The sequence below is a fragment of the Gleimia hominis genome (assembly GCF_032085515.1).
GTDB classification, from domain to species: Bacteria; Actinomycetota; Actinomycetes; order Actinomycetales; family Actinomycetaceae; genus Gleimia; species Gleimia hominis.
The window spans coordinates 691,891-704,899 of record NZ_JASXSX010000001.1 but is presented as its reverse complement, the minus strand read 5'-3'; the positions used below and the strand labels follow the sequence as shown (position 1 = coordinate 704,899).

Annotated in this window: 9 protein-coding genes; all 9 read right to left on the bottom strand. The window is 54.0% G+C overall.

Annotated features, from left to right (window positions below; genetic code table 11):
* Positions 1 to 165: 165 nt before the first annotated feature.
* The 9 genes from QS713_RS02890 to dnaK all read right to left on the bottom strand — a co-directional run bounded on the left by QS713_RS02890 (position 166) and on the right by dnaK (position 13,003).
* On the bottom strand, positions 166 to 888 hold the full coding sequence (locus QS713_RS02890) for a type 1 glutamine amidotransferase (RefSeq protein WP_313272292.1): 723 nt from the start codon (positions 886 to 888) through the stop codon (positions 166 to 168).
* Complete coding sequence (locus QS713_RS02885) at positions 888 to 2,201, bottom strand: MurT ligase domain-containing protein (RefSeq protein WP_313272290.1); 1,314 nt, start codon at positions 2,199 to 2,201, stop codon at positions 888 to 890. Before QS713_RS02885 ends, QS713_RS02890 begins: the two co-directional genes overlap by 1 nt.
* Positions 2,202 to 2,376: 175 nt before the next feature.
* On the bottom strand, positions 2,377 to 3,147 hold the full coding sequence (locus QS713_RS02880) for a hypothetical protein (protein WP_313272288.1): 771 nt from the start codon (positions 3,145 to 3,147) through the stop codon (positions 2,377 to 2,379).
* A gap of 1,399 nt (positions 3,148 to 4,546) precedes the next feature.
* Positions 4,547 to 6,667 (bottom strand): CocE/NonD family hydrolase, encoded by a 2,121-nt coding sequence (locus QS713_RS02875; protein ID WP_313272287.1) that lies wholly within the window; start codon positions 6,665 to 6,667, stop codon positions 4,547 to 4,549.
* Between the two features lie 8 nt (positions 6,668 to 6,675).
* On the bottom strand, positions 6,676 to 8,205 hold the full coding sequence (locus QS713_RS02870; RefSeq protein WP_313273724.1) for a peptide MFS transporter: 1,530 nt from the start codon (positions 8,203 to 8,205) through the stop codon (positions 6,676 to 6,678).
* A 413-nt stretch (positions 8,206 to 8,618) separates the two neighbouring features.
* Positions 8,619 to 9,104: a heat shock protein transcriptional repressor HspR gene (locus QS713_RS02865; RefSeq protein ID WP_313272286.1), complete on the bottom strand. Its 486-nt coding sequence runs from the start codon at positions 9,102 to 9,104 to the stop codon at positions 8,619 to 8,621.
* A gap of 210 nt (positions 9,105 to 9,314) precedes the next feature.
* Positions 9,315 to 10,337, bottom strand: a complete 1,023-nt coding sequence (locus QS713_RS02860; RefSeq protein WP_313272284.1) for a DnaJ C-terminal domain-containing protein — start codon at positions 10,335 to 10,337, stop codon at positions 9,315 to 9,317.
* Positions 10,338 to 10,373: 36 nt separating this feature from the next.
* A complete protein-coding gene (locus QS713_RS02855; protein WP_313272283.1) occupies positions 10,374 to 11,126 on the bottom strand; it encodes a nucleotide exchange factor GrpE in 753 nt (250 codons plus the stop codon).
* Positions 11,123 to 13,003 (bottom strand): molecular chaperone DnaK, encoded by a 1,881-nt coding sequence (gene dnaK / locus QS713_RS02850; RefSeq protein ID WP_313272282.1) that lies wholly within the window; start codon positions 13,001 to 13,003, stop codon positions 11,123 to 11,125. The genes QS713_RS02855 and dnaK overlap by 4 nt, the downstream gene beginning before the upstream one ends.
* Between the last annotated feature and the right edge of the window lie 6 nt (positions 13,004 to 13,009).

The window sequence follows — 13,009 nt, the reverse complement described above, 5'->3', positions numbered from 1 at the left end:
TACTTAGAGTAGTTTGAGTACCTCAAATCACAATCAACACAAACCCACATCATCTAATGCTGCAGTCCCTTGAGGGGGTACCTGGGGGTACTTACAAAAGACAGCCAAACTAATGCACCAAGACGCCCCATGCTCAAGCGGTTCCGCCAACCTAAAACTTACGGCTTAAGCTGCTCCAAGCTGATTTTTCAGCCGTTCTTTTCTAAGTCGATTGACGTGGGGCATTTCCAGCTCAGCAGTGCAATCCACCCCGGCCTGAGTAAGAAGGTAATCAGCGAGCTGCGGATTACGTGCCAACACGGGTCCATGCATATAAGTTGCAATAACAGAGCCCTGAACAACCCCCTCAACCCGATCTGCAGCTGAGCCACCACCATTGCCTACTCCACTAAGCACCTTGCCAAGAGTGCGTGCGTTCACCCCTATTTCAGTAACTCCCCCGTGGTTTTCAAACCCAGTTAGCGGTTCCGTCAATCCTGGTAGCAAGGGGGTACTAACAAGTTCACCAATGGCGCGTTTCCCACCGGGGAGGGTCACGCAATCAAGTACCCCCGCACCCTCCACCTCACGCCCCTGCGCATCTGTGTAAGAACGCCCGAGAATCTGCATCCCAGCACAAATTGCTAGCACCGGGATCTTGCTTTCCAACATCTCAAAAAACACGTTGTTCTTCCGCAAGTACTCCGCAGCAATCGCCTGAGCCGTGTCTTCACCGCCACCAATCGTAAAAAGATCCACTTCAGTAGGAATTGACTCACCGTGCGAAACTTTGACTATTTCAGCATCCACATTCCGCCACCGCGCCCGCTGAGCCAGCACAAGAGCATTCCCACCATCACCGTACGTTCCAAGTACCTCCGGCAATAGGACACATATCCTCAGCCCCATTACTTCTCCTTCTTCCGCCCGGAACCTGCCTCAAGCTGACGTTTGAAATCACGGAAGGCCGTGTAATTCGCGATCAGATCCACTCGTCCGCGTTCGCAGTTAGCCACCGCAACCTGGGGGGTACCTACAAGGTCTGAATCGATACCTGCGTAATCCAACCGCACCGCCAAGTCAGCTCCTCGCTCTCCACAGGCAACTATCTTCGCCGACTTGGTCCGCAGTCCCTCAAAGTCAACATCCCACAACCAAGACAAATCCGTACCATCAGCTATTTGCCCATTGACAGCTATGACCACTGACTTCGCGTCCGAATCGATCATTGTTAAGGCCTCTTGCCACCCAGCTGGATTCTTCGCCAGCAACAATCTGACCTCACGCCCATCCACAGACACAACAGAGTACCTGCCGGCCACAGATTCAACCCCTTCGACCGCTGAAACAGCAGTGTCAAAATCCACACCTAGCAGCAGCGCCGCAGAAACCGCTTGCGCAGCATTACCCCGATTCGCCCGCCCAGGAACCTGCAACCGCAAATCCCTGCGCAAAACCGTAGGTACCCCCACGCCTTTTCCGCTCCCTTTCTCCGCCTTGCATAGAGCATCACCATCGAGGTACCACTGCGGATCAGGACGCCTGTAGTCAGTACCAGGAACATACCAACTCCCGTTTTCCCGGACCACGGATTGCCCACCACGCGGAAACGTTGTGGAATCATCAAACCAAGACAACCCCGCAGCTACCCACGTAACATTCCGGCAATCCCAGGCAGCAGAAACGATTAACGGGTCATCACAGTTAGCCACCACCTGCGCCTGAGGGTACTTGGAAAGGGTTTCGCGGATATGCTTCTCAACACTTGCGGTCTCCCCCATCCGGTCAAGTTGATCACGCGACAGGTTCAGCAGAACAAACACATCTGGGGTTACCTGCTCTGAAACACTTCTCAGATACAGTTCATCCACTTCCAACACCGCAAACTCTGCCTGCGGTTTCCGCAACAAAGCTGTCAGCACGCCATCGGTCATATTGTCACCACGTTCATTAGTTGCAACATCCCCCAATGAACTTAACGCTGCACTAACCATCCGCGTCGTGGTTGATTTACCATTAGTGCCCGTAACCAGCACAACTGTCTTATCTTTCGCGGCCTTTCGCAATATGTTCTTATCTAGCGATCTAGCGACGCGGCCGCCAATCATCCCTCCGGCCCCCAAGCCAGATTTCTTCGAGACCCAGCCAGCAAACTTGCCTGCAACCGCTGCGATATCGCCATGTACCCCTAAGCTGAACGACCGCATTTTCTCCTCACTCAAACGTAGGTACCCTCAAAACTAGAAACAGCGTTAGACAACCTCAAGATCTACGGCCTATTCATGACGCTATTATTCAAGCAACTAAACTAACGCAAACTAACTCAATGGAAACCCTAACGATCCAGCGGAGCGCACTGTGCCTCTACAAAACCGCTGACCGTCGGGTCGGGCATTATTACCAACCGCGAGACGACTGAATCATGATTTCTCTGCGCCGCCGGTTCACTTTAACAAGTTTCACGATGCCCCAAATCAATACCACCAAGCCAATAATCTCAAGCACCACAAAGATGATGCTCACCGTCCCAAGGCCTTTGAACACGTCATTTACGGACATCTCTCGAAGCTTCGCATCATCGGGCACCCCATCGCATTTCAAAGTGTACTTACCCGACAAGTCAGATCCGGAGAAAAATGCTGCGTTCTCGCCAGTCTCTGAAGATACAGTTTTCTCGAGTTCATACTCAGTGCGGTCATTAACCAGCATGCACGTGGTTTCATCGGACGCAGGCGTTACGGACAAGGCAAAGGTACCTAGACTTCCCGGCTCTACAGTCGAGCCGTTCTGCACGTCCGAGCGCGACATGCCCGCACTATTAGAAACGATTGAAACTCCTGCACCTACAAGCCCCACGATCGGTGCAACCAGCAACATCAAAACTGCACCAACTACAGTAAGCGTGATCGCCATCCCCCTACTAGGCAGAGGCTGGGGAGCGTTTGGAGTGAAGCTACCATTTGGCGCTCCGGGATTCTGGCCCCACCCCTGCCCGCTCTGAGGCTGCTGTTCGTAAGTACCCCACTCTTGCGAGGCACCGTAATTGTTCTCCCCGAGGGGCTCGTCATTTTCTGGGCGTCGGCTTGGAGGCATAAAACCCGGTTCATCTGCAGCACGGCGGCCATACCTGGGCTGTCCACTGTTCTGGGCGTCCGAAGGCGTCGTCACATTCTCTCCTTAAGAAGTAATAGACAAGCTACGTACACAAGTTTAAACTCATTCTTTCTGAACGCGCACCACCCATTTTCAGCCGATCGGTGGGGGTACCTTGGTGGAATTCGCATTAACGCTGGCTATAGGAGGTGTTTACTCGCTGTGCACACAGGCAAAGTTATCCACAACCACGCGTTCCACCTTGGATTCCCACTGCGTGTCACGTAGAGAATCTAGGCATGCTGAACATTCTTCCGAAAATCGATAGTTCCTGGCTCATCCCCACGGTGCCATACTGTGCGAGTCGTCATAGTTACAAAAGACAGCAGCCCAACATTACGCCGATCTCGCGAAATAGAGCGATCGAATCATCCGACCGCTTCCCACTTTGGGATATTGAGAAACGAATCCACCTGGTTCGCGCGCTAGAAAGTCAATCCAGATCAGCTCCGGACACCTACCTCACGGGGGTAACTGCGGCTCTTTGGTATGGGTTTTCGGTGTTGACTGCACGCACAGACATAGAGTTTCTAGTGACTTGTAAGCACCACCGCCGCAGCACTACAGCGGGGTCACACTGCCGATATTTCAAGGGGTGCTCCGTACATCGGCGGCGCCACCGTCTTCCCCGTGAGGCATACTCACAGGTCAAAGGCGTGCGGATAATAACTCCGAAATTCCTTCTTTTTGAGGTTCTGCAAACCCCGAACGTATACAGTGCACTCGTCACGGGTGACTCCATTTTCCGCTTCCTGCTTAGGAAATATGGGGATCCTCGCACACTGCTGGACAGCACAATAGAAAGGCTTCGCAACTCACTCTTCAGAGTTGCGCAGAACCTCCCTCATAATGTAGATAAGAAACGCATTCTATCCCGTATTCACTTGCTGTCAGCGAGGTCTGAATCACCACTCGAAACGATTACGCGTTTGCGTCTTCGCGAAGCTGGTGTTCCAAAACCAAGGCAGCAGCGTTTCGTACGTGCAAATGGGCAGACATATTACGCAGACTTCGCTTGGGACCGCCAGAAAACCGTTCTGGAGGTAGATGGTAAAAGCAAGTACCGACACGATCCTCAGCGGAAGATTACCCAGCAAAATGCGCGTGAGGAACAGATGACGGCAAAATACCCGTATCTGTACCGGTCCGGATGGCACGAGGTACTGAGCGATAGCTTTATTCAGCTCGTCAGGTCGTGGTTTCCCCGACGAGCACTCCGACCTCCTCGTGCCATCGAGTAACCTGGTCCGGTCTACTTTTCCGCTGCCTGACCGGGAGTTTTGTCATCCACCGGTAGCAGTTCGTCTCTGGCTTTGGTCGGGAAGGCACGTTTCGAGTGTTGCAAAACGAGGCGTTCCTGGCGCCAACCCGAAGCGATACCTTGCCGACACCGGTTGGGCACGCTAGGGCCTGATCACGAGGCGTACCTAGGTATAGTTTCTTCCCAAGTCCTAGCGAAAATCTCTTCTGCACCTTCGTAGCAAGTGACACTAGATTTGGTGTAGAAATTTTCCTCATCGCAAGAAATCCACGTGTCAGCTTCCAAACGCGCGTCCCAATCCATGTCGGGCCGCGAGAGCCCCACTCGCCAAATAGATTCTGTTCGCGCGGACGTTGGATCGTCCCACTTTATCCAGTAGCGTTCAACAGAGTCTTCATCAAAGTGAAGCCCATCAGGATACACGCGGGTACCTCCGTACGCCGGGTCCACCTGCAGCATTGTTTCCTGAGCAACCACGTCAGTCGTAGTTAGTCGTTCAGGCCGCCTGGATCCAGCCTTTCCCTCCTGAGGGTACTTGACGGGCAACCCGGGAGGCTGCACGGGTTCACCAAACGTTACAGACTCATCTAACTGCCGCGCAGGTACCCCCTCTGACGCAATCCACCTCACCGGCAGCGTAATCTCACAGGCTCCAACATCGAGTTTGAACCCCTCACCACCAGGTTGAGGCCAGATCCAAGGCCAATACGCAGAAGAAATCGACACACGTACCCGGTGGCCTTGTGCGAAATGATAACCAGCGCCTGTCAACTGTAGGTGCACGTCAGCCCACTCTCCGGCAGGCATGAGGACTCGTTTATCCCGCCCCTCGCGCGCAGAAAAGTTCAGGTTCCCACGCGTCACCAGCGTCGCTGCCCCATCAGGGGCTACATCCACCAGTCGAACGTACACCTGACCTTTGGGGGTACCTGATTGGATGCGTAGCTTAAGCTCCGCGTTCCCCAAAATCTCCAGCGGCTGCTCAACGGGGAAATCAAAAGTAACGCTCCTCCCATCATCGGCACGCTGATCAGTAGGCAGATCAGCATCATTTCCGAAAGGAAAGTACCGCCCAGCATTCTGCCCGGTATCCTGCGGGGAATTCACGCTCAACACGCCCCAAGAATCATTAGGTACCGCCGCAGAGTCTTCCTCAATGCATTCCCCTGCTTCCCCACAGCACCTCTCGTTTTCAACGCTGTAACCTTTAGCGTCAGTTAACTTCCACGTCGTAGGAGTGATATTCGGTGACGGCCATGATTCTTCCGCAACCCACCTGCCCGGTAACTCCTCATAAACCGACGAGGGTGGGATCGGATCTGTAATCCACGTTCGGAGCAAGGGATCATTCATAACCCCGGTCTCCTCATCCTTAAGCCACTTATCCCACCAACGCAGTGTTTCACCCAGAAAATCTATGTGTGGACCAGGTTTGAGGTCTCGATCGGGGTACTGATGGGCCCACGGGCCCAAGATGCCCCTCACATTTTTCCCTAAGCTTGAAAGGTTCTTAACTAAACGCAGCACTGTGTCCCGGTAGGGGTCGTTCCAGCCACCAACCGCCATAACCGCCGCATTTATTTGCGAGTAATCCTCGCACACTGACCCGTGCTTCCAGTACTCATCGCGAACCTGATGTTTCATCCAAGTATTCAAATACGGGTCCATCCGCTCCAAACGGTACAACCACTGGTCTCGCCATTTATCGCCCCACACCCGTTTGTCGGGCGGGCGAGACTCAAACGCAAGCATTGTCGCAGCCCAAGCATGCATGTCGACTGCCAGCATGGAACCACCGAAGTAGTGCACATCGTTGTCGTAGCGATCATCGGTTGAACACGTGGTGACAATGGCTTTCAATGGTTCGGGGCGTAAAGCAGCTAGTTGTAACGAGTTGAAACCTCCCCAGCTGATCCCAAACATACCGACTTTGCCTGTCGACCACGGTTGAGCTGCGAGCCAGTTGATTACTTCCACTCCGTCAGCGTGTTCTTGTTCAGAGTATTCATCCCCAGGTACCCCCTCAGAATTACCATGACCCCGAATGTCTACGCGCACAGAAGCGTAACCGTGGCCCGCATAGTAAGGATGACGCTCATGATCACGAGGAGCTGTCCAATCCCCCGCCCGGTAAGGCAAGTACTCCAGGATTACCGGCACTTTTTCTGTTGTTACCGGCATCCAAGCTTTCATCCAAAGCTGGGTTCCGTCACTGAGGGGTACCCAGCCTTCGTTAACTTTCACCTCATAGGGGAACTTTGTTTGTATTCGCACCTACACTCCTAACCTACGATATTCATTTGCTTGTTCATCCAAGGGGTTAAAACCACTAGAAAAACCCCGTAACCAGCGATAATGAACCCTTGGATCCCGAAGTACCCTCCCGCGTTGGCAAGGTCAAAATACTTCACAATCTGTGCTTGAATGCCCTGAGATAGCGCCATTGCGGCAAACCAAAGTGCCATGGTTTGGGACGCGAACGCCCTTGGAGCCAGTTTTGTTGTGGCCGACATGCCAGATGTTTGCAAGATCAGATCTCCCAAGCCCAAGCACACGTAACACAAGATCATCCAACCAGCGGAAAGTAGACCACCATGCGGCGTTAGCGTTACTCCAAGTGCAACGGTTAGAAATGCCAGGCCACCGAGCATCGCCCCGATGCCCACTTTTGCAGATACATGCGGTTGCCTCTTACCGAGTTTTACCCAAAGCCACGCGAGCACCGGCCCCATGACGATTTCAACTATCGCGGTTAAAGATATGTACCAGGTTGAGGGGTACGTGAAGCTACCGATTGAATTATTAGTTTTATCTAAGGCAAGGAAGTTCAGCGTGTTACCCGTTTGGAAGTACGTGAGGTTATACATGACGAGAGCCACGAGCAGCAAAGAATAAGGAAACAAGTTCTTTTTCTCCGCTTGGGTGACTTGAGAAGATCGGCTCATCATCACTAGGTAAAAGAACGGCACGAGTAGCGTCACAATAGTCACTAGGTTCACGAGGGTACCTAAGGAATCGCGTGAGGATACTGCGAAAACCACGGCTACTACCACCGCTGCGGCCACCAACCCGACAGTAGTAAAGAAGTGTTTATCCGCTCTGAAGGCAGCGCGGATTTCTTCTCCCTTTTCGCGCCCCGCTAAGTACTTACCTCCTGCGATGAACTGGATTACGCCTGCGATCATTCCTACTGCGGCAGCAGCAAATCCGTAGTGCCAGTTGTAGGTTTGGCCCAACCAACCGGCAATGAGTGGTCCTAAGAAAGCTCCGATGTTTATACCGGAGTAGTAGATGGAGAACCCCGCATCTCGGCGTTGATCACCTTTCTCGTAAAGCTCCCCCACCATTGTTGACACGTTCGGTTTAAGCAGGCCTGTTCCAACGATTATTAAAGCCAGCCCCACCCAGGTGAAAACTTCTGTAGGTACCCCCATCGCGATGTGTCCCGCTGCGATGATTATCCCTCCCCACAAAACGGCATGATGGGTACCGGAAACTCGGTCTGCTATCCAGGCGCCTGCGATTGATAGTAAATACACCAGCGCCCCGTAGGCGGCGACGATTGATGAGGCCGTGGATTCCTCATATCCCAATCCACCCTGAGCTATTGCGGACGCAAAGTAGAGCGCCAAAATTGCTTGAAACCCTAGGTAGGAGAAACGCTCCCACAGTTCTAGGTTGAAAAGTGTCGCTAAGCCGCGTGGATGGCCGAGAAACGCTCTGTCCGCGCGCGCTTGTATATCCTTATTTTCGGCTCTGGTAGCTGAGCTGCTCGGTGAAATTGTTCTTCCTTCCGGTTTGGTTGCGTTCATCGGCGCATGTTCGCCGCGAACCATTCACGGTCTCTCACCTATTGGTTCTTTGGTGGGTGTCTGCATCAGTTGATCTGTGTCTTAGAACTACCCATATGAAATCCTGCTGTATTTCTTACCCAGTCTTTACCTTAACCTCATGCAGCGGCTATCCGCGAACGCTACTTCACAACCGCACCGTAGCAGCCAAGTAGTAAAACGTTCCAAGTACCCCACCTGATGCACCTTCTGATCGTCGAAGGTACCGCGTGGATATTAGAGTCATCGAAATCGATGGGGGTACCTGTGGGACAGCTGTTCAAAACAGTGTGGGAGGCAGATCACCAAAGTCTGTCAGAAAAATGGGGGTACGTGCATTACTACAGCAAGCCTGCGGTAGATCACACGTTGGATAACTACCGTCATACACTTCGTCACGGTAGCCGTTCGTCGTTGAACCGTATAAGTGCTTTGTACCCTCGTTTCGGCACGTGCACCAGAGCCCCGGTTGCGGGTACTAAGGCACCTGCCTGTGCTCGTGGCCGTTTGCCACGCCGACTCTGAAAAACGTCGCCGCGCGGTGACGCCGTAAACACGCGATCGCGCCTAGCCTCAAAAGCGGACAGCTTATTGCGCACGTTTTCCGCTACTGTCTGCAAGCGTTGCAGTTTCTCTTGAGTTTCGAGCAGCTCTTCACGCAACTGCAGAATCTGGCGCACGCCCTCAAGATTCACGCCGTCTTCTTGGGATAGGCGTTGTATTTCACGGAGTTTCTCAACATCCTGGTATGTGTACCTGCGTCCTCGCCCCTTGGTTCTTGCCGGGGTCACGAGTCCTAACCGGTCGTATTGGCGCAAGGTTTGTGGATGCATTCCAGCTAGTTCTGCCGCAACAGAAATAACAAACGTTGTTACTGCCATTTCCCTCCTCCTTTCCGCCAATTTATCGTTCCACCCGCGAGCGCTTATCAATGCACACAGAGGCCCGATTTACAACACACCGATGCGTCACCGTTAAACACCTTCGCTGTTAAATACGAGGGGGTACCTTGATCATCGGGAACTGATGCAACCAAAGTACCCCCAAGTGGTTCACGTCCGCCAGCGAACCCGCGTTTCGCCTAGGCCTACTTAGCTTTGCCACACGTGGGCGTTAAGGTCCGCGCGTGGATCCCACCCTTGTGTCGCTTCGGAGAGTTTACGCACGGAGTCCTTGAATGCCTTCGAGGTTACGCTGGGGACAGCTATTTCCACCTCAATAATGAGGTCACCGCGCCGTTTACCGTCATCCACACCGCGTCGACGTACCCGCAGGTGGGTGCCTCCCGAGGTACCCGGGGGTACTTTCACGGTTACGGTGGAACCATCCAGTAGTGGCACCTCGACTTTAGAGCCGAGCACTGCCTCAGGGTAAGAAACCGGCAATTTCATGTGCAGGTTCTTGCCACTAAGGGAAAACACGGGATCTTTCCGAACTCCGATTGCGACAACCAAGTCACCGGAAGCTCCTCCGTTAACGCCGGGACGGCCTTTCCCACGGATCCGGATTTTCTGCCCATCATTCACCCCAGCAGGTACCCGCACCGTCAGGGAACGTCCCTCAACGGTCATTTTCAACGTCGCCCCTTGCACGGCTTGTCGCAGGGAAATCGTCGTGGATGCGGCTAGGTCAGCGCCCTTTGAGGGAGATTGGTAGTCCTGGTAAGCGTGTTGACCAAAACCACCGAACCCGCCCCTACCGGCGCCGCCGCCACCGTTGAAAATCCCGGATAAGATGTCGTCTAAGCCGCCGCCGGCGCCGCCTGAAGTGGAAAACCGTACTCGATGCCCGTTTCCGGAGCCTCCGAACATGGATCCGAATACGTCTTCGAAACCGGCGCCGGCCCCTCCAGGGCCCGCGGAGAATCTCGCCCCTCCGCCCGCCATGGCTCTGATCGCATCATATTGTTTCCGCTGTTCAGGGTCTGACAGAACGTTGTAGGCCTCACCGACCTCTTTGAACCGGCTTTCCGCTTTTTTGTCGCCCGGGTTCTTATCTGGGTGAAGTTTACGCGCGAGAGAACGGTATGCTTTCTTAATTTCACTTGCGCTCGCGTCTTTCTTAACGCCTAACACTTTGTAGAAATCTTTGTCCATCCAATCGTGACCAGCCATGTTCCCTCACCTCCCTTCAACGTATTTTTCAGTCATTTATTGAGGGTTCGCCACGATTACTTTTGCTGGTCGGAGCACGCGCTCGCCCACTCGGTAGCCTTTCTGCACGACTTGCTGAATCGTTGGGTGTTCCACACCTTCAGTTGGCACAGCCATGACTGCTTCATGGTGGGCGGGGTCGAATTCTTCCCCTTCCTCCCCGAACCGCGTTAGTTCGTAGCGGTTTTGCAGCGTAGTTTCCAGCTTCGTGACGATCGCGGTGAAGGGGGTACCTTCCTCCAGAGCACCGGCAGTTCGGGCTGCATCAATGTCGTCAAGTACCGGCATCAATGCTTCCACCACTTCCCCATGCCCGAGTTTGCGCGCGTCCGAAATGTCCTGCTTAGACCGCCGCACGTAGTTATTGTGCTGCTGCTGCAGGTTGTAATGGTCCGCGCGGGCACGAGCGAGATCGTCACCGAGCTGAGCCATCTGTTCGCGAGCTGCGTCTAATTCGTTCGCGTCCGCACTCGTGTCAACGTCGGCGAGCTGTTCTTCCAGGTGTGAGATGTCCTCCGGGTCCAAGGTTTCCTCGGTGCCATCAGTTTCTTCTTGAGGTTGTGCACCGGTTTCCGGGTTATCCCCCGCGGGGGTACCTGCGGGTTCCGAAGGGGTGGGGCGGGGGGATTCCTCCGAGGTACCCCCCACCTCACCATCGGTTTGCGCGGATTCGGGGTTCACGCCCTGATCACGCGTAACCTCCTCACGATCCTGGTTTTCAGGGTCATGATTCAGTTCTTCGTTACTCACTTATCTTCCTCTTCATCAACGATTTCAGCATCTATGACGTCGTCATCGTCACCCGAGTTGGATTCCTGCTTCGGCTGCTCACCCGCCTCAGAAGCACCTGCTGCCTCTTCTTGCTGGCTGGCTGCGTAAACTTCCTGACCAATCTTCATACTGGATTCGTTCAGTTTGTCCAAAGCAGTTTTGACCGCGTCCGAGTCGTCCCCCTCAAGGGCTTTCTTAAGGGCATCCACATCCGCACGAACGGTGTTAGCCGTTTCGTCCGAGATCTTCTCCGACTCGTCTTTCAGGATTTTCTCCATCGAGTACACGGTCTGCTCCGCAGTGTTGCGAACCTCCGCGTCTTCACGACGTTTCTTATCTTCCTCCGCGTGCGCTTCAGCTTCTTTCACCATCCGGTCGATCTCATCTTTAGGTAGTGCCGAACCACCCGTGATGGTCATCGATTGTTCCTTACCCGTACCGCGGTCCTTCGCAGAAACGTGGACGATACCGTTTGCGTCGATATCGAACGTCACTTCAATCTGAGGGACGCCGCGCGGTGCGGGAGCAATTCCGGTGAGTTCAAACGTTCCCAGTGGTTTGTTGTCGCGCGCGAACTCGCGTTCCCCTTGGAAAACCTGGATCAGCACGGATGGCTGGTTGTCTTCGGCTGTGGAGAACACTTCCGTGGACTTCGTGGGGATCGCCGTGTTGCGGTCGATTAGTTTCGTCATGAACCCACCCTTGGTTTCAATCCCGAGGGACAGGGGGGTCACGTCGATTAGCAGAACGTCTTTACGATCGCCCTGCATTACACCGGCCTGCAGCGCGGCGCCCATGGCAACGACTTCGTCCGGGTTCACTGACTTCGAGGGTTCCTTACCACCGGTCAGTTTCTTAACAACTTCACCCACGGCGGGCATACGCGTTGAACCACCGACGAGAATCACGTGGTCGATGTCTTTAATATCAACACCGGCGTCTCGGATTACTGCCTCAAACGGAGCTTTCGTACGTTCCAACAAGTCGGAAGTCATATCTTCGAAGTGTGCGCGCGTTAGCGTTTCGTCCAAGTGAACAGGTACCCCATCAACCATAGTTAGGTACTGCAGGGAAATGTTCGTTGCCGTGGATGACGACAGTTCCTTCTTCGCCTGCTCAGCAGCATCACGCAGACGCTGCATAGCAACCGGGTCCTTCGACAGGTCATTGCCCGTCTTCGTCTTCACCTGCTCAACCAGCCATTTGACGATCGCGTTATCCCAGTCGTCACCGCCAAGGTGGTTGTCACCTGAGGTGGCGCGCACCTCGATGGTAGAGAACGTGTCTCCGTCGTCTGAATCTTTACCGATTTCCAGCAGTGAAACGTCGAAGGTACCCCCACCCAAGTCGAACACTAGGATGAGTTCATCTTCTTTACCTTTAGCTAAGCCGTACGCCAAAGCCGCTGCCGTTGGTTCGTTAACAATCCGCGACACGTTCAAACCCGCGATCTTACCCGCATCTTTGGTTGCCTGACGCTGCGCGTCGTTGAAGTATGCAGGAACGGTGATGACGGCGTCGGTTACGGATTCACCAAGGTACTCTTCCGCGTCTCGTTTCAGTTTCCCGAGGATCCGAGCGGAGATTTCCTGCGCCGTGTATTTCTTGTCATCAACAGCTACGTCCCAGTCGCTGCCCATGTGACGCTTGACCGACATGATTGTGCGATCAACGTTGGTCACTGCCTGGCGTTTTGCGATTTCACCTACCAGGACCTCTCCATTTTTGGAGAACGCAACTACGGAAGGGGTAGTGCGCGCACCTTCCGCGTTAGCGATAATAGTGGGCTCGCCGCCTTCGAGCGTGGCGATAGCCGAGTTTGTAGTGCCAAGGTCAATACCTACTGCACGTGCCATTGTGGC